This window comes from Pantoea sp. C1E2, assembly GCF_056491465.1.
In genome coordinates this window covers 484323-502212 of record NZ_JBSZHT010000002.1, presented here as the reverse complement: position 1 = coordinate 502212, position 17890 = coordinate 484323, and the positions used below count along the sequence as shown (strand labels likewise).

Annotated in this window: 17 protein-coding genes; 3 read left to right on the top strand and 14 right to left on the bottom strand. The window is 55.3% G+C overall.

Going from position 1 to position 17890, the window contains the following annotated elements; genetic code table 11:
* Window positions 1–3 precede the first annotated feature (3 nt).
* Complete coding sequence (locus ACXI0A_RS02560; protein WP_476150510.1) at window positions 4–621, bottom strand: IMPACT family protein; 618 nt, start codon at window positions 619–621, stop codon at window positions 4–6.
* Window positions 621–1952 (bottom strand): Xaa-Pro dipeptidase, encoded by a 1332-nt coding sequence (pepQ, locus tag ACXI0A_RS02555; RefSeq protein ID WP_476150511.1) that lies wholly within the window; start codon window positions 1950–1952, stop codon window positions 621–623. The genes ACXI0A_RS02560 and pepQ overlap by 1 nt, the downstream gene beginning before the upstream one ends.
* Before the next feature lie 186 nt (window positions 1953–2138).
* Here pepQ and fadB point away from each other — a divergent pair, with 186 nt between their 5' ends.
* Window positions 2139–4322 (top strand): fatty acid oxidation complex subunit alpha FadB, encoded by a 2184-nt coding sequence (gene fadB, locus ACXI0A_RS02550; protein WP_476150513.1) that lies wholly within the window; start codon window positions 2139–2141, stop codon window positions 4320–4322.
* A 10-nt stretch (window positions 4323–4332) separates the two neighbouring features.
* On the top strand, window positions 4333–5496 hold the full coding sequence (gene fadA, locus ACXI0A_RS02545; RefSeq protein WP_224933818.1) for an acetyl-CoA C-acyltransferase FadA: 1164 nt from the start codon (window positions 4333–4335) through the stop codon (window positions 5494–5496).
* Window positions 5497–5540: 44 nt separating this feature from the next.
* Here fadA and fre read toward each other — a convergent pair whose 3' ends face one another.
* The 3 genes from fre to pepE form a co-directional block, all read right to left on the bottom strand.
* Window positions 5541–6242 (bottom strand): NAD(P)H-flavin reductase, encoded by a 702-nt coding sequence (fre, locus tag ACXI0A_RS02540; protein WP_476150516.1) that lies wholly within the window; start codon window positions 6240–6242, stop codon window positions 5541–5543.
* 29 nt (window positions 6243–6271) lie between these two features.
* Window positions 6272–7756, bottom strand: a complete 1485-nt coding sequence (gene ubiD / locus ACXI0A_RS02535) for a 4-hydroxy-3-polyprenylbenzoate decarboxylase (protein ID WP_476150517.1) — start codon at window positions 7754–7756, stop codon at window positions 6272–6274.
* Window positions 7757–7830: 74 nt separating this feature from the next.
* Window positions 7831–8562 carry a dipeptidase PepE gene (gene pepE / locus ACXI0A_RS02530; RefSeq protein WP_224933815.1) on the bottom strand — a complete coding sequence of 244 codons (732 nt, stop codon included), beginning with the start codon at window positions 8560–8562 and terminating at the stop codon, window positions 7831–7833.
* A gap of 216 nt (window positions 8563–8778) precedes the next feature.
* On the opposite strand from pepE, the gene rfaH reads away from it, so the two are divergent.
* The gene (gene rfaH / locus ACXI0A_RS02525; RefSeq protein ID WP_034827930.1) at window positions 8779–9267 is read left to right on the top strand and encodes a transcription/translation regulatory transformer protein RfaH; all 489 of its coding nucleotides are present in this window, start codon (window positions 8779–8781) and stop codon (window positions 9265–9267) included.
* Here rfaH and tatD read toward each other — a convergent pair.
* The 9 genes from tatD to ACXI0A_RS02480 form a co-directional block, all read right to left on the bottom strand.
* Window positions 9264–10046 carry a 3'-5' ssDNA/RNA exonuclease TatD gene (tatD, locus tag ACXI0A_RS02520; RefSeq protein WP_476150520.1) on the bottom strand — a complete coding sequence of 261 codons (783 nt, stop codon included), beginning with the start codon at window positions 10044–10046 and terminating at the stop codon, window positions 9264–9266. The genes rfaH and tatD overlap by 4 nt on opposite strands.
* A gap of 89 nt (window positions 10047–10135) precedes the next feature.
* Window positions 10136–10897 carry a Sec-independent protein translocase subunit TatC gene (gene tatC, locus ACXI0A_RS02515; RefSeq protein ID WP_476150522.1) on the bottom strand — a complete coding sequence of 254 codons (762 nt, stop codon included), beginning with the start codon at window positions 10895–10897 and terminating at the stop codon, window positions 10136–10138.
* A 2-nt stretch (window positions 10898–10899) separates the two neighbouring features.
* Window positions 10900–11517: a Sec-independent protein translocase protein TatB gene (gene tatB, locus ACXI0A_RS02510; RefSeq protein ID WP_476150524.1), complete on the bottom strand. Its 618-nt coding sequence runs from the start codon at window positions 11515–11517 to the stop codon at window positions 10900–10902.
* A gap of 9 nt (window positions 11518–11526) precedes the next feature.
* The gene (tatA, locus tag ACXI0A_RS02505; RefSeq protein WP_038643775.1) at window positions 11527–11772 is read right to left on the bottom strand and encodes a Sec-independent protein translocase subunit TatA; all 246 of its coding nucleotides are present in this window, start codon (window positions 11770–11772) and stop codon (window positions 11527–11529) included.
* Window positions 11773–11882: 110 nt separating this feature from the next.
* Window positions 11883–13520: a ubiquinone biosynthesis regulatory protein kinase UbiB gene (ubiB, locus tag ACXI0A_RS02500; RefSeq protein ID WP_224933811.1), complete on the bottom strand. Its 1638-nt coding sequence runs from the start codon at window positions 13518–13520 to the stop codon at window positions 11883–11885.
* Window positions 13517–14122, bottom strand: a complete 606-nt coding sequence (ubiJ, locus tag ACXI0A_RS02495) for a ubiquinone biosynthesis protein UbiJ (protein ID WP_476150527.1) — start codon at window positions 14120–14122, stop codon at window positions 13517–13519. The genes ubiB and ubiJ overlap by 4 nt, the downstream gene beginning before the upstream one ends.
* A 6-nt stretch (window positions 14123–14128) precedes the next feature.
* Window positions 14129–14887 carry a bifunctional demethylmenaquinone methyltransferase/2-methoxy-6-polyprenyl-1,4-benzoquinol methylase UbiE gene (gene ubiE, locus ACXI0A_RS02490; RefSeq protein ID WP_476150528.1) on the bottom strand — a complete coding sequence of 253 codons (759 nt, stop codon included), beginning with the start codon at window positions 14885–14887 and terminating at the stop codon, window positions 14129–14131.
* A 75-nt stretch (window positions 14888–14962) separates the two neighbouring features.
* The gene (rmuC, locus tag ACXI0A_RS02485; RefSeq protein ID WP_476150530.1) at window positions 14963–16474 is read right to left on the bottom strand and encodes a DNA recombination protein RmuC; all 1512 of its coding nucleotides are present in this window, start codon (window positions 16472–16474) and stop codon (window positions 14963–14965) included.
* An 85-nt stretch (window positions 16475–16559) separates the two neighbouring features.
* Complete coding sequence (locus tag ACXI0A_RS02480) at window positions 16560–17828, bottom strand: tetratricopeptide repeat protein (protein ID WP_476150532.1); 1269 nt, start codon at window positions 17826–17828, stop codon at window positions 16560–16562.
* Window positions 17829–17890: the final 62 nt, after the last annotated feature.

Here is a 17890-nt window from a genome sequence, read left to right as displayed (position 1 = left end):
CTTTTAGTTGTCCAGCGGGATGAGCGTCAGCGCGCCCCGGCTGTAATCAGAAAGGTTTTGCCGAAAGCCATTGATCTGCGGATGCGGCAACGCCAGACGTAGCGCAATACGATCCTGATAATGGCTCTCTTCGATGATGCCGTCAAAACGTTGCAACAGGCGCTCGATCTCACTTAACTGGGCATAATCACATTGCAGGGTAAAAGATTGCATCGGCACTTTACGCCCGCGCGCCAGTTGCTTCAGCCCCTGCTGCACACCGCCGCCGTAGGCTTTCACTAATCCGCCGGTCCCCAGCATGATGCCGCCATAGTAGCGCACCACCACGGCGGTAATTTCTCCCACGCCACTGCCCATCAGCTGTGCCAGCATCGGTTTGCCCGCCGTACCTGAAGGCTCGCCATCATCGGAAAACCCCAGCTGCTGCGAATCATCCGGTGCACCGGCAACCCACGCCCAACAATGATGACGAGCTGCTGGATGCTCCTGCTTGATCTGCTGCACAAAGGCGCGTGCAGCATCAACGCCATCGGTATGCGCCAGATAAGTAATAAAGCGACTTTTCTTGATGGTTTCCTCGCTGAGGCTAACGGCCTCAGCGGGAATATCATAAGCATCCATCAGGCCAGATGCAGATCGCGCGTCATGTTTTCAACGCGATTAGCGTGGATCACCACATTATCTTCGATACGAATACCACCGTACGGTTTCAATGCGTCGATCGCCTGCCAGTCAAAGTACTGGCTGTACTTACCACCGCGCAGTTTCGCCAGCAGTGAATCGATAATGTAGAAACCTGGCTCGATGGTCAGCACCATGCCCGGTTCCAGCACGCGAGTACAACGCAGGTAAGGATATTTCGACGGTGCCGCCAGGTGCGTGCCGTTATCATCCTGCATAAAGCCTGCGACGTCATGCACCTGCAAGCCCAGCGGATGTCCCAAACCGTGCGGCATAAACGGACCGGTCAGGTCTTCCGCCACCAGCGTCTCTTCGGTCAGGCCTTTAACCAGATCGAACTTCAACAATAGACGTGCAATACGCTGATGCATTTGCAGATGGTAATCGGTGTAGCGCACGCCCGCTTTCAGCGTAGCAATCAGAGACAGCTCTTCTTTATTCATCGCCTCAACCATCTCGGCATAGCGCGATTTGCTTTGAGCTGCATAGCTGCGCGTCAGGTCTGCGGCATAACCAAGGTATTCCGCACCCGCATCAATCAGGAAACTGTGGCGCTTTGCCGGTGGCTGATGGTCGAGTTTGGTGTAGTGCAGCACCGCAGCATGTTCGTTGAACGCGATGATATTGCCGTAGGGCACATCTGTATCACGATGGCCAGTCGCAGTCAGATACGCCTGGTTGATATCGAACTCGCTCATTCCCGAGAAGAATGCCTCTTTCGCCGCGCGATGCCCTGCTACCGCCAGCTTCTGCGCTTCACGCATACAGGTCAGCTCATAATCAGTTTTGATGCTGCGATGGTAATGAAGGAAGTCGATCACGCCTTTTGGATTCACGCGGTCGCTATTAATACCCAACTGCGTAGCGCGGGATGGCACAGGTCCGATATACGCCACATTGTCGCGCTGAGCAGGCAACAGTTGCGCAATCTCATCGGCATCTTTCAGCCCCACCACCTCAACATCCTGAGTCCAGAAGCTGTTGGGCAATGGCTCGACGTTGTGCCAGTAATCCACCGGCGAGTAGAACCACAGTTTTGGCTTGTTAACGCCATCGATCCATAACCAGCAGTTAGGCACTTGCGTGACAGGAACCCAGGCCTTGAATTGCGGATTCACCTTAAACGGGTAGTCGTGATCGTCGAGGAAAACGGTCAACAGCTCGCCAGAGTGAATCAACATCGCATCAAGTTTAAAGCGTGCCAGCACCTGTTGCGCTCGCTGTTGCAGCGTATTGATATGCGCGTGATACAGGGTTTTCAGTGAATCCATGGACTTGTCTCCGATATCGCGAAATTGGCCGCAGTGTAGCACAGCCTCAAGTCAGTTGCCGTGCTGCACTCGCTGTGATCGGCGTATCAAATAAGCAAAGACTCGTTTGCAAAAAATTAACATGCCGCCCACACTCCAACTCATCTGGTATGACCAGATCACCTTTCGCGGTTTCAGGAGACGGACATGCTCTACCAAGGCGATACCCTTTCAGTTCACTGGCTTGACGCTGGCATTGCCGAGCTAATTTTCGATGCCCCCGGCTCAGTGAACAAACTCGATACCAAAACAGTTGCCTCTTTGGGCGAAGCGCTCAGCGTGCTGGAGCAACAGCCCGAATTGCGCGGCTTACTGCTCACCTCGGCTAAACCGGCATTTATTGTTGGTGCCGATATCACTGAATTCCTGTCGCTGTTTGATGCGCCAGAAGAGAAGCTGAGCCAGTGGCTGGCGTTTGCCAACAGCATCTTCAATCGCCTGGAAGATTTGCCAGTGCCGACCATCGCTGCCATTGACGGCTACGCGCTGGGCGGCGGCTGCGAATGTGTGCTGGCGACGGATTTCCGTGTTGCTACACCGGCCGCCCGCATTGGCTTGCCGGAAACCAAACTGGGCATCATGCCGGGCTTCGGCGGCAGCGTGCGTTTGCCGCGTTTACTCGGTGCCGATAGCGCACTGGAGATCATCGCCGCCGGCAAAGATGTTGATGGCACCAGCGCTCTGCAACTCGGTTTGGTCGATGCCGTGGTGAGCAGCGACAAACTGCGCGCGGCAGCGATCACCATGTTGCTGGATGCGATGGCACAAGGCAGTTGGCAGGCGCGCCGCGCACCTAAGCTAGCACCTCTGAAGCTCAGCCCGATTGAAGCAGCAATGAGCTTCACCATTGCCAAAAGTATGGTGATGCAAACGGCAGGCAAGCATTATCCTGCGCCTATCACTGCGGTGAAAACCATTGAGGCCGCTGCAAGCCTGGGTCGCGACGATGCCTTGAAACTGGAAACCGCTGCCTTCGTGCCGCTGGCACAAAGCGATGTGGCGCGGGCGCTGGTCGGCATCTTCCTGAACGATCAGTATGTCAAAGGCCTGGCGAAGAAACACAGCAGCGCAGCCGGTGCACCGCAGCAAGCCGCCGTGTTGGGTGCTGGCATCATGGGTGGTGGCATTGCCTATCAGTCGGCATGGAAAGGTGTGCCGGTGAAAATGAAAGACATTAATCCGCAGGCACTGACGCTGGGCATGACAGAAGCCAGTAATTTACTCAATAAGCAGCTGGAACGCGGCAAGATTAACGGCGCCAAACTGGCGAGCGTACTCACGACGATTCAACCCACGCTGGATTACGCCGGTTTCGAACGCGCCGATGTGGTGGTCGAGGCGGTGGTTGAGAATCCGCACATCAAGGCCAAAGTGCTGGCAGAAACCGAGCAACATTTGCGCGACGATGCCGTGCTCGCTTCCAACACGTCGACCATCCCGATTAGCCAACTGGCGCAATCACTGAAGCGTCCAGAAAACTTCTGCGGCATGCACTTCTTTAATCCCGTGCCACGCATGCCGCTGGTTGAGGTAATCCGTGGCGAGCAGACCTCAGACGCCACCATCAGTAAAGTGGTGGCCTGGGCCAGCAAGATGGGCAAAACGCCGATCGTGGTGAATGACTGCCCCGGCTTCTTTGTGAACCGTGTGCTGTTCCCCTACTTCGCCGCTTTCAGTCTGCTGCTACGCGATGGCGCCGATTTCCGTCAGATTGATAAGGTGATGGAGAAACAGTTCGGCTGGCCAATGGGCCCGGCCTGGTTACTGGATGTGGTGGGTATCGATACCGCCCATCACGCGCAGCAGGTGATGGCGCAAGGCTTCCCTTCGCGCATGCAGAAGGATTACCGCGACGCCATTGATGTGCTGTTTGAAGCCAAACGCTACGGTCAGAAAAACGGTTTGGGCTTTTATCTTTGGGAGCAAGACAAAAAAGGCAAAGCCCAGAAAAAAGCCGATCCGGCTGTGGATGCGTTGCTGGAACCGATTTGCGAGCCCAAACGCGTGTTCAGCGACGAGGACATTGCTAACCGCATGATGCTGCCAATGCTCAATGAAGTGGTGCGCTGCCTCGAAGAGAAGATTATCGCCTCACCGGCTGAAGCCGATATGGCGCTGGTGTACGGCCTCGGTTTCCCGCCGTTCCGTGGCGGTGCCTGCCGTTATATGGATACGCTCGGCAACAGCAATCTGGTTGATCAAGCCAAACGATATCTCGCCCTTGGCCCACTGTACGCGTTACCCGAACTGTTAGTGCACAAAGCGCATCAACATCAAAGCTGGTATCCCGCAGCTCACCCAATTGACGAAGCGACACTGCAAAGTGCCTGAGGTAAATAAAATGGAAAAGGTAGTCATCGTTGATGCAGTGCGCACACCAATGGGCCGCTCAAAAGGCGGCGCGTTTCGTCAGGTAAGAGCGGAGGATCTCTCAGCACATCTGATGCGCGAATTGCTGAGCCGCAACCCCGGCGTTGATCCGGCCTCTTTGGATGACATCATCTGGGGCTGTGTGCAGCAGACGCTGGAACAGGGTTTTAACATCGCACGTAACGCGGCACTGCTGGCAGAAATTCCGCATCGCGTCCCGGCCAGCACGGTGAATCGCTTATGTGGTTCGTCCATGCAGGCGCTGCACGATGCGGCGCGCGCCATTATGGTGGGTGATGCGCACAGCTGTTTGATTGGCGGCGTCGAACATATGGGCCATGTGCCAATGAGCCACGGCGTTGATTTCCATCCAGGCTTGGGCCGGACGGTGGCAAAAGCGGCGGGTATGATGGGATTAACCGCTGAAATGCTGGCGCGCATGCACCACATCACCCGTGAGCAACAGGATGCCTTTGCGCTGCGTTCACATCAGCGCGCCTGGGCCGCGACCCAACGTGGCGATTTCAAACGTGAAATCGTGCCGACCTATGGCCACGATGCCGACGGCGTGCTGAAACGTTATGAAACGGATGAAGTGATTCGCGAAGATACTACGCTGGAAGGGTTGGCTGCGCTGCGTCCCGCGTTTGATCCGGTGAATGGCACCGTCACCGCAGGCACATCTTCAGCGCTCTCCGACGGCGCAGCAGCCATGCTGATCATGAGTGAAAGCCGCGCACGCGAGCTCGGACTGACCCCGCGTGCACGCATCCGCAGCATGGCGGTGGTCGGCTGTGATCCTTCCATAATGGGTTACGGTCCGGTGCCGGCCAGCAAACTTGCGCTGAAACGCGCCGGATTAAGCGTACAGGATATCGATCTGTTCGAGCTTAACGAAGCCTTTGCTGCGCAGACGCTGCCGTGCATTAAGGATTTGGGATTGCTGGATCTGCTTGATGAGAAAGTGAATTTGAATGGCGGCGCAATTGCGCTGGGGCATCCGTTGGGATGTTCTGGAGCACGTATCAGTACGACGTTGCTCAATCTGATGGAACGTCGTGATGCGCAATTTGGTCTCGCGACCATGTGCATTGGCTTAGGCCAGGGCATTGCGACGGTGTTCGAACGCGTTTAATACGTTGATGCACGTGTTCCCGCCCTTTCGGGCGGGCTTTTTACTCAGATGAAGGCAAACGCATCGCCAAACATCTGCGCTTCAACCGCACCACGCTCCGCACAGAAACGCTCGCGCGCAATCTTTGCCATCTCGAAACGACCCGCAATGTAGATATCGTGATCACTTAGCGTTTCATAGTCCTGCATCACGGCGGTTAGTACGGTACCGCTGCGTCCTTCCCAACCCTCTGCGGGCTGTTCCACCACTGGAATCACCTTGAGATTAGGATGCTTCACCGCCAATGCATTCAGCTCATCCAGATCGTACAAATGCATCAGTTCACGGCCGCCCCAGTAGATGGCGATATCGCGGTCGGGCTGCTGTGCCAGTGCCGTCAGCAGAATTGAGCGGGCATAGGAGAAACCGGTGCCGCCAGCGATCAGAATGATCGGACGATCGCTATCCTCACGCAGCCAGGCATCGCCATGTGGCATATCCACGGTGATTTGACGATCGTTTTTGATACGATCCATCACCGCCATGGCATAGAGGTTAAGATCCGATGCGCCGATGTGCAGTTCAATAATGTCCTTTTCCATCGGCGTTGAGGCCAGTGAAAACGGACGCTTATCGCGCTCATCCATCACCACCATCAGATATTGTCCCGCGCGGAAGTTAAAATCCGCTGCCGGAATCAAACGAACGCGGTAAACCGTGTCCGTGATTGCTTCAACCGAAGTGACTTTGCAGCTTAACGTCGTCATACGTGCCCTTTTTTATGATTCTGCCGCCGTTAACGCTGCGGCGGCTCGGCAAAGATAGCTAACTCATCCCAAATTGCGTCAATGCGCGCGGTCACAGCCGGATCTTTAACAATCGGCGTGCCCCACTCACGCGTGGTTTCACCTGGCCACTTGTTGGTGGCATCGAGTCCCATCTTCGATCCCAAACCGGAAACCGGTGAGGCAAAATCAAGATAGTCGATAGGCGTGTTCTCCACCATCACGGTGTCGCGCGCCGGATCCATGCGCGTGGTAATCGCCCAAATGACATCGTTCCAGTCGCGTGCATTGACATCGTCATCACACACAATCACGAACTTGGTGTACATAAACTGACGCAGGAAAGACCAGACGCCAAACATCACGCGCTTGGCATGCCCGGCATATTGCTTCTTAATCGTCACCACCGCGAGGCGATACGAGCAACCTTCCGGCGGCAAATAGAAATCGACAATCTCCGGGAACTGCTTGATCAGAATCGGCACCAGCACTTCATTCAGCGCCACACCCAATACTGCAGGTTCATCCGGCGGACGACCGGTATAGGTTGAATGATAAATCGGGTTACGGCGTTGCGTTACGTGCGTCACGGTAAACACCGGGAAGCTATCTACTTCATTGTAGTAGCCGGTGTGATCGCCGTAAGGACCCTCTGGTGCCATATCGCCCGGTTCGATATAACCTTCCAGCACGATTTCCGCGCTGGCAGGCACTTCAAGTTCGTTCGACAGGCACTTCACCACTTCGGTTTTGTTGCCACGCAGCAAACCGGCAAACGCATACTCTGAAAGCGTATCCGGCACCGGCGTCACGGCACCGAGAATCGTGGCGGGATCGGCGCCCAGCGCCACGGATACCGGGAAGCGTTCGCCCGGATGGGCTTTGCACCACTCCTGGAAATCCAGTGCGCCGCCGCGATGCGACAACCAGCGCATGATGAGGCGGTTTTTGCCGATCACCTGCTGGCGATAGATGCCGAGATTCTGGCGCTCTTTGTGCGGCCCGCGGGTAACGGTTAACCCCCAGGTAATCAATGGCGCGGCATCGCCAGGCCAGCACTTCATCACCGGAATGCGCGACAGATCGACATCATCACCGCTGAAGATTTCTTCCTGACACGGCGCATTGCGCAGGCGCTTGGTCGGCATATTCAGCACTTGTTTAAACTGCGGCATCTTATCGAACAGATCGCGGAAGCCTTTTGGCGGCTCAGGCTCTTTCAAAAAGGCCAATAGCTTGCCCACTTCGCGCAGGGCACTGACCTCTTCCTGCCCCATGCCCATTGCCACACGCTTGGGTGTGCCGAACAGGTTGCACAGCACGGGCATGTCGTACCCTTTCGGGTTCTCAAACAGCAGCGCCGGACCGCCGGCACGCAGGGTGCGATCGGCAATTTCGGTCATCTCCAGCTCAGGATCGATCTCCTGAGTGATGCGCTTTAACTCGCCGCGCTGCTCCAGCAACGCGAGGAAGTCTCGTAAATCCTGATATTTCATGCGGCGTTAGCTTCCGGCCAGAGTGAATCGGCCATTATAGGTCTGATTCACGCTGGCGTGTTGTGGTTTGTGTATCAAGCTGGCTGGCAGGAGAAGGGCACCAGCGACTGGATAGCCAGCACGTCGTGATGTGCAGCAATGGGTTCACCGTGACGGAACACTTTAAAATCTTCGCCACGGGCGCTGTAGTAACGCAGACGATTTTCACTGACGTGCAGGAAACTCGCTTCACGCAGTGCAATGACTGACTCGTGCGGGTTGACCGCACAGAATTCGGCCAGGCGTTCATCACGGGTTTCTCCCATGTGACCACTCACGTGCGCATCCAGATAGTGAGGATTGATCTGTACAGGGAACAGGCCGAGCGCAGGCAGAACGACACTGCTGCGTACCGGCATATCGTTGGTGGTACGGATTGATGGCGTAGCCACATTGCAACCCGCGCTCCAGCCCACGTATGGCACATCACGTTCGCGCACGGCACGCTGGATCGCCACAATCAGTCCATGCTCATGCAGCATCTGGTTAAGGAACCAGGTGTTGCCGCCACTCACCAAAATCATCTCTGCTTGTTCAATGGCGGCGACCGGCGAGGCGAACTCGTGCACGGTTTTCACTTCAATGCCAAGTGAGTCAGACAGATCCTGGGCACGCTGCGCATGATCGCCACGAATGATGGCATAGGGCACCAGCACGGCCGATGTGATGCCACGCTGCGCAATCATCGCGTGCAGTTGGGGGTGAGCGTAGCTCAGCAGTGGCGCATCATCGGCCACTTTGCCGTTGCTTAATAAGAACAGTTCCATCAGCCAGTCCTTTTTCGAATTCATGCGAAAGATGGGGAACGAGTCTGATACAGATGGTCATCAGCCGTCAATTTTCTTGCAAGAAAGCGTTAATAAGCCGCACCAATCGGAAAAATCGTAGTGATTTTTATTTCACAGCCGCGTTTCCGCTGGCCGATGCGCTATAACTCTGACAACAGGTTTGTTATTCTTAGCGTCCAATATTTGGGAGCAGTTATGGAATCCTGGTACTTACTCTATTGCAAACGTGGACAGCTGTTGCGCGCGAAAGAGCATCTTGAGCGGCAAGAGGTGAATTGCCTCAGCCCAATGATCGCTCTGGAAAAGATTGTGCGTGGCAAACGCACCACGGTGAGTGAGCCATTGTTCCCCAACTATCTGTTTATCGAGTTCGATCCGGAAGCGATTCACACCACCACTATCAGCAGCACGCGCGGCGTCAGCCACTTCGTCCGCTTTGGCACTCAACCCGCCACCGTTTCCAGTGACGTGATTGAAGCGCTGCAAACCGATGTGCCGCAAATAATGCTGGATCCCGAGACGCCACAAAGCGGTGATGAAGTGATCATCACCGAAGGGACCTTTGAAGGGCTGCGTGCGATCTTTGCCGAGCCGGATGGCGAAACCCGCTCTGTGTTACTGCTCAACCTGCTCAACAAGCAAGTGATGCGCAGTGTCGACAACAAACAGTTCCGGAAGCTTTAGGCCAGTTTGAACAGCTGACGCGCATTATGATTGAGCTGCGCACCCAGCGTTTCCGCCTCTTCCCCACGCCATTTCGCCACCTGCTGCACAATATGCGGCAGGAAACACGGCTCGTTACGGCGTGAAGGCGGACGCGGATGCATGTCACGCGGCAGCAGATAAGGCGCGTCCGTTTCCAGCAACAGACGTTCGGTTGGGATCAGCGGCAGCATTTCGCGCAGTTCCAGACCACGGCGTTCATCGCACACCCAGCCCGTAATCCCCACCGATAAGCCCAGCGCCAGGCACGACTCCAGTTCGTCACGTGTGCCGGTAAAACAGTGCACCACCGCGCCCGTTAATTTCGGCAGCCAGGGCTCTAACACCGCAACAAAACGATCATGCGCTTCACGGCAGTGAAGAAATACCGGCAACTGCAACTCTGCCGCCAGCGCCAGTTGCGCTTCAAAAGCGTACTCCTGCTGGTCGTGTGCAGAGAGGTTGCGGTTAAAATCGAGTCCGCATTCGCCAATCGCCACCACTTGCTCCTGCTCGGCCAAACGGCGCAGCGTATTGGCTGTGTCCGCTGACCATTCACTGGCATGATGCGGGTGCACCCCGGCCGTTGACCAGCAGTAGCCCACGTGTTGTGCCGCGAGCTGTCGCGCCTGCTGACTTTCCAGCGCATTGGTGCCCGTAATGAGCAGGCCGGTGACGCCTGCTTCGCGCGCACGTTTCACAACCTGCTCGCGATCTTTTGCGAATTGCGTGCTGGTCAGGTTTACACCGATATCAAACATAGTTCTTCCCAAATAAAAACCGCCCAATTTCGGGCGGCTTAGATTCATCATCATCCCGCTCGCTTGCGGGATGCCCTGCTTAAAGGACATCAGGATTCGGTGTTCTGTTCCTCATCCTGTGATGCTTTGCGCCCTTTACCCACATAATAGCGAGAGAAGAATACGCCGACTTCAAACAGGCAGTACATCGGAATAGCGAGCAAAGTTTGCGAGAAAATGTCTGGTGGCGTGAGCAACATCCCAACAACGAACGCGCCAACCAACATGTAAGGACGTTTCTTTTTCAAATCATCTGGCGACGTAATCCCGGTCCAGCATAGCAGCACAATCGCAATCGGCACCTCAAACGCAACACCAAACGCCATGAAAATGGTCATGACGAAGTCGAGATAGTTGGTGATATCGGTGGCGATGGTGACGCCTTGCGGGGCGGTTTTGGCGAAGAAGCCAAACGCCAGCGGGAATACGATGAAGTACGCGAAGGCCACGCCAACGTAGAACAGCAAGGTACTGGAGAACAGTAAAGGCATCACCAGCTTACGCTCATGGCGATACAGCGCCGGTGCCACAAACGCCCACACCTGGTACAAAATCACTGGCACGGCAAGAAACACCGAAACGATGATAGTGAGCTTAATCGGGGTGAAGAACGGTGAAGCAACATCGGTGGCAATCATGCTGGCGCCGGCCGGCATCTGGCTAATCAGTGGCGATGCCACCAAGTGATAGATGTCGTTGGCGAAATAAACCAGGCACAAAAAGATAGCAAACACCGCAATAATGCAGTTCAGCAGACGCTTACGCAGCTCAATCAGGTGGCTGATGAGCGGTTGGGTATCTTCAACGGCCATGTTTATCTTTCATCTTTTACGGTGGGAGTGGGCGTCGCATTCTGCGCGGTATTAACAGGTGCCGCAGCCTCTGCTGTTACCGGTTGAGGAGCCTGAGCTGGTGCGCTGGCCTGACGTTCTGCTGTCACCGCCTGAGGTGCCTGAGCCGGTGCGCTAGCCTGATGCTGTGCCGCCACTGGCTGAGGGGCCTGAGTCGGTGCGCTGGCCTGATGCTCTGCCGCCGCTGGCGTCACCGCAGGCTGGCTTACCGATTCAGAAGGGGCGCCTGCAGGCTGCGATTGATGAATGGTGTTCGCTTCATCTTCCGCCTTCTCGATATCGATGCTCTGCTGCACAGAACGCTTCATCGAATCGGCGGTTTTACGCAACTCTTCCATCGACTCTTTCAGTTCCGGTGACAGTGAGCCACGGCCCGCTTCTTCGACTTTTTTCAGGCTGTCCTGCAACTCCTGCAGTTTCAGCTCCTGCGCCAGTTCGTTCTGCACATTCGCGGCCAGCGAGCGAATCGCCCGAATCCAGCCCACGACGGTTTTCACCGCAACCGGTAATCGTTGCGGGCCAAGAACAATCAGCCCGATAACGAACACCAATACCAGTTCACTAAAACCAATATCGAACACAGTTAACCCTTACTTGTCCCGGGCGTCGTCTTTGCTTGCCGAGGTTTGCTGTTTGTCTGCCAGAGTCTTGGCGTTGAAGTCAGCATCCTGCTCTTTCGGTTGATCCTTTTTGTCGTCTTCATCGCCCATGGCTTTTTTGAAGCCACGAATGGAAGAACCCAAATCCGAACCCAGGTTGCGAAGTTTATTGGTACCGAACAGAAGTACAACAATGACGGCAATGATTAACAATTGCCAAATACTGATACCGCCCATGAGATATGCCTCTAATATTCTGTGAAAAACTCTGAATTGAAACGCACAGAAAGCCCGTATGAATTCGGGCTTTAGCCTGCGACATTACGCGATTTGCACCAGGCAAACAATCAGTTTGTCTTGCGCCAGCCTATCAGCCAGGTGACGATGCCAGCGGCCATTAATAGCGCTGGGAAGAAATCCCAGTCGGGTCGACTTAACAGCACCGCGGTGCCACTTAATAACAGTGTAGCCCCTACGCCAAACAGATAACGAGCCTTGTGATGGCGCGTGCGTTGGGCATTCATATCGCTGACAAGTTTATCGACGCTGTGCTGCAATAATTTATGCTGTCGCATGCTGTCGTAGAACAGCTCCGGCAGTTCTGGCAGCTTCTCGGCCCAGAACGGCGCCTTCTCTTTCACTGCACGCAGAATCGCTGGAATACCGATTTGATCTTTGATCCACTCTTCCAGGAACGGCTTCGCGGTTTTCCACAGGTCGAGCTGCGGATAGAGCTGACGGCCAATGCCTTCGATGTACAGCAGCGTTTTCTGTAACAACACCAGCTGCGGCTGCACTTCCATATTGAAGCGGCGCGCGGTGTTGAACAGGTTTAGCAGCACGTGACCAAAAGAGATCTCAGCCAGCGGCTTTTCAAAAATCGGCTCACAAACGGTACGAATGGCGAACTCAAAATCTTCTACATTGGTATCCGGTGGAACCCAGCCCGAATCCACGTGCAGTTCCGCCACTTTGCGGTAGTCACGGTTAAAGAAGGCGATGAAGTTTTCCGCCAGATAGCGCTTATCTTCTTTATTCAGCGAGCCGACAATACCGCAGTCAATCGCGATGTATTGCGGATCTTCTGGATGGTCATAACTGACGAAGATGTTGCCGGGATGCATGTCAGCATGGAAGAAGCTATCGCGGAACACCTGGGTGAAGAACACCTGCACACCGCGTTCCGCCAGCAGTTTCATGTTGACGCCATGCTTCTCCAGCGTCGCCACATCAGAAATCGGAATGCCGTAAATGCGCTCCATCACCATCATCGATTCGCTGCAGTAATCCGAGAACACTTCCGGCACATACAGCATCGGGCTCTGATCAAAGTTACGACGCAGCTGAATGGCATTCGCCGATTCGCGCAGCAGATTGAGTTCATCAATCAGGGTCTTTTCGTAATCGCGCACCACTTCAACCGGGCGCAGACGACGGCCATCCGGCATTAGGCGAGGAACCCAATGCGCCATGCGGTAAATCAACTTCATGTCGGCTTTGATGACCGGCAGGATGTCCGGGCGAATAACTTTGATCACCACGTCACGGCCGTTAGACTTCAGCGTGGCAGTATGGACCTGAGCAATCGAAGCAGATGCCAGCGGCTTGATATCAAAATCGTCAAACCAGGTATCAACCGGGCCGCCAATCGCTTGTTCAATCTGCTGTTGAGCTTTCAGACCATCAAAAGGCGCGACACGGTCCTGCAATACCGCCAGTTCATCGGCAATGGCCGGCGGGAAGAGATCGCGGCGCGTCGACAGCATTTGGCCAAACTTGATCCAGACCGGGCCAAGCTGCTCCATCGCCAGACGAATACGCACGCCCGTCGATTCATTTTTATGCTTGTTGGGGATCCAGAAAATACAACGTCGCCAGATACGAAGCGGCAACGTGATGCGCATGTGGGGGATCAGTTCATCAAGTCCATAGGTGAGGAAGATCTTGATGATGAAGTATAAGCGCCGAATTTCTCCCAGCGTCATTTCGCCTCCAGCTTTGCTAAACGCGTTTCAAACGCATTGAGCGAACGTTCCATCGCTTCGACCTCTTCACAGAACCACGCCAGTTCCAGTGCACCGGGCGCAACCCGCCACTCTTCGGTCAGCACCTGTCCAACATAATCCTGCCGACGCGTGACCTGCTTCTGCACGAATTTCAGGGCATTTTGCGCGGCCTGACTGACGCCCTGCGCGGCAATGTCGCCAATCCACGGTGCCAGATACTCAGCCGGGTCGAGTTCGGCGAGATCCATCAGCGCGGAGAATTGCTGAACCACTTGCAGATCGCCTTCCACATCCAGCTCACCGCTCCGGATCAGGCTGGTCAGCTGCTGGCGATCGCGCAGTTTTGGCAAGGTGCTGAGGCGCAGGCTGACACTGCAATCGCTGCTGTCCTGCCAGTCACTCAGCACGTCCAGCTGTGATTCGCTAAACACCAGCACCAGCGGGAAGTCCAGCTCCTGCAGACGCAGCAGCAACACCTTACCCACCAGACGCTGACGCGCGGATTTCAGGCTGCGATCACGATAGAGAACACGATTAAGGGCGGTTTCAAGACCGCCCGTGATAAGCGGGGTAAAAGTCATGATCAATCAGAACTTAAAGCCGCGATGCAGCGCCACAATACCGCCAGTCATGTTGAAATAGGTGGTATTTTCAAAGCCGGCATCATTCATCATCGCTTTCAGGGTTTCCTGATCGGGATGCATACGAATCGATTCTGCCAGATAGCGATAGCTTTCCGCATCCTGCGCCACCAGTTGCCCAATACGCGGCAGGATATGGAAGGAGTAGGTATCGTAGGCTTTGCTCAGCGGTTCCAGTAGCGGTTTGGAAAACTCCAGCACCAGTAAACGCCCGCCTGGCTTCAGCACACGGAACATCGAGGCCAACGCCTTCTCTTTTTCGGTGACATTACGCAAACCGAAGGAGATGGTGATGCAATCGAAATAGTTATCCGGGAACGGCAGCGCTTCGGCGTTGGCCTGCACGTAGCTGACATTGCCAGACACGCCCAAATTGCGCAGCTTCTCACGGCCCATCTTCAGCATCGAACTGTTGATATCCGCCAGAACCACCTGACCCGTATCGCCCACCAGGCGAGAAAATTTCGCCGTCAAATCGCCGGTGCCGCCGGCCAAATCCAGGACACGCTGACCACGACGTACGCCGCTGCTGTCGATGGTAAAACGCTTCCAGACACGATGGATGCCAAACGACATCAGATCGTTCATCAGGTCATATTTTGCCGCTACGGAGTGAAACACGTCCGCGACTTTATCGGCCTTTTCGCTTTTCGCGACGATCTTAAAGCCAAAATGGGTAGTTTCCTGCTGTGATTCATCTGCCATCGGGTTTACCTGTTCCACAAACAATTCTTGCCGAAGTGTATCAGAGTCGCGTTACGCGAGCACGTGACCACCGTGCTATTCGTTGATGCGGCGCAGCGAAGCGGTGGAAGAATCTGCCGCATTTTCATCAGGCTCGGGATCGTCCGCCCAATCTTCATCCGCCTCTTCCGGCTGCGCTTGCTCCACCAGCTGAGGATTGATCGGTCGTTTGATCTCCACACCCAACGCGCGGAAGGATTCGCTTTGTGCAATCAGATTGCCGCGCCCTTCTGCCAGCTTTTTCATCGCCTGATGATAACTCTGCTGCGCTTTGTCGAGGCTATGACCGATACCGCTCATATCGTCCACAAACAGTCGCATTTTATCGTACAGCCGCGTGGCACGGTCGGCGATGCGTTGCGCGTTGCGGCTCTGGTGCTCATAACGCCACAGATTGTTGATGGTGCGCAGTGCCACCAGCAAGGTGGTTGGGCTGACCAGCATGATGTTCTGCTGCAATGCTTCGCTGATCAATTCTGGCTGGCGATCAATTGCCAATAAGAAGGCTGGCTCAACCGGAATAAACATCAACACATAATCCAGAGAGCGTAAACCGGGCAATTGTTGATAATCTTTTCGCCCCAGAAGACGAATATGGCCGCGCATGGCGTTAACGTGTTCCTGAATTGCCTGCTCGCGCGTGGCTTCATCTTCCGCGTTGAAGTAACGTTCGTAGGCCACCAGCGTCATTTTCGCGTCAATCACAACATCCTTGCCCTGCGGCAACCGCACGATCACATCCGGTTGCATCCTGCCCTGCTGTTCTAACTGCACGCTGACCTGCGTCTGGTATTCATAACCTTCGCGCAGACCGGAGGCTTCCAGCACGCGCGCCAGTACCACTTCGCCCCAGTTGCCCTGAATTTTGTTATCGCCCTTCAGCGCTTTGGTGAGATTGACCGCTTCCTGCGCCATTTGCGCGTTCAGCTGCTGCAGCTGGCGAATCTCATGGGCCAGCGTATGGCGTTCGCGTGCCTCCTGGCCAAAGCTATCAGTTACCTGACGACGGAAGCCATCCAGCTGTTCACGCAGCGGGCCAATCAGGCCATTGAGGCTTTGACGATTCTGCTCATCTACGCGACGTCCGCTGTTTTCAAAAATGCGGTTGGCCAGATTTTCAAACTGCGCGCTGAGGCGCTGCTCGCTGTTGGTGAGCAGGCGCTGCTTCTCTTCTGCGCCAAAACGCGTCTCTTCTAAACGGATGGTGACTTCACGCAGTTCCGCTTCCTGCGCGCTGTTCACTTCCAGCTGATTGCGCAGTTCCCGGCTGAGCTGCTCGCTTTCGCCACGCCAGTAATCGAGCTGTTGCAGCCGTTCCTGTGCCCCGCTGAGCGTGCCATGCAACTGCCGCAGCTCTTGCTCGCGCTGCTGGATTTGCTGCTGTAACTGTTCGAGCTGCTGCTGCTGGCGCTGCTGCGCCTCTTCCAGCAGTCGGCGTTCGGTGGTGAAGCTGGCGTGCTGGTGGCCGGCACGCAACTGGGCCAAAATCCAACCGAGGCCCAGTCCGGCCAGCGCCAGCGCGCCGCTAATGATAAGTTGCTGATCCATAATCCCCCCGCGGATCGTTTCGCTGAGGGAAAAGGTAAGGCGCTACTGTATGAATGTCCAGACTGTTGTGAAGCTGGCGGGTGATTTACAGCGCTTTCACCGTCAAATCACCTGCCTTCCACGCATCAATCAGGAAAAACGGCATCGGCAATAGCCATTCGCTGCCTTTTACTTTGGCGGGATAACACCAGCTTTGCCCGTCGTGCGTGAGTTCAACCTGCTGCCAGCCGTTATCCACATTTTCCACTTTACCCGCCATGCTGGAGTAACCGGCGTTGCTACCTACGTGGAAACGATCGGTTTGCCAGCGAATGGGCGGATGTGCAGGCCACGCCTGGGCATGATGGAACTGGAAGATATCGTCATGATTCAGCAGGCTTTCGCGCACCGTTGGCCACAGCGCCACCTTGAGGAAATATTGATCGGTGAAGCGCTCACTGCCGCTGTACTGGGCGATAAAGTCGCGCATCTGCTGCTCAACGTTATGGAACACGCCGTGACACCCGCCCCACATTCCTGCCAGCAGCAGTTCGGTATGGGTAAAGTAGTCGCGCATATGATGGAACCAGGATGGCGACTGCAGCCAGGCCTCCACCGCCGCCACTTCGCGTTCAGACAGCAAGGAGTCCGCATCCCGTACGATGTAACGTTTAACGCTGGGATCATCCATCACCAGAAAGCGCCACAGCGTCGGGAATATTGTCTTCTCATGCGACATATCCACCAGCTGCGTATTCGGCTGCCTGAGGCGTTGCCAGACGTGTTGCGGCACGCTGTCATCAAGATAGATACGACAAATCCAGTCAGGATAAAGCTCGCGCGCGACGTCGATATTTTTGATCAGTGTTTCACAGTAGCGCGGTTGGCCGCCGTACAGGCTGAAAGAGATGATGTTTTCTGATGGATTGGCGGGATCAAAAGGCGGCGGCGCTTCTGCCGGATACGCCACTTTATGACCTTGCCGGAAAATCGTGTCTGACTTTTCCAGCGACTCGCGGCCATAGCGCGCCACTTCATCATGCTTCTCCAGCCAGCCACACACTTCCGTTAAGCCATCGAGCCAGGTGTCAGAGGCCTGCGCACGCTGTGCGGCTGGAGCCTGATAGATCTTTTGGTAGGTTTTGTAGGATTTTTTGTACTCGCCCACGCGCATCAGCGTTAACGCATAGTCGCTGAGCACTTGCATATTTTGCGGCATGACGCGCAAAACTTCTTCACAGCACTGACGTGCCACGGGGAAGTCAGAGGCCGCCATCGCCTGGCGAAAACGTGCTGCCACGCTCTCAATACGAGACTGCGCAGCAGCGGGAGTAGGATTAAAGGCAGGACGAGGAGCAGAAACCGTTTTGCGCATAGTTGTTTTCTCAGTATCAGCTGAAAAACGTGCGCAATGTGGCGGCAGCAGGGAATTCCTTA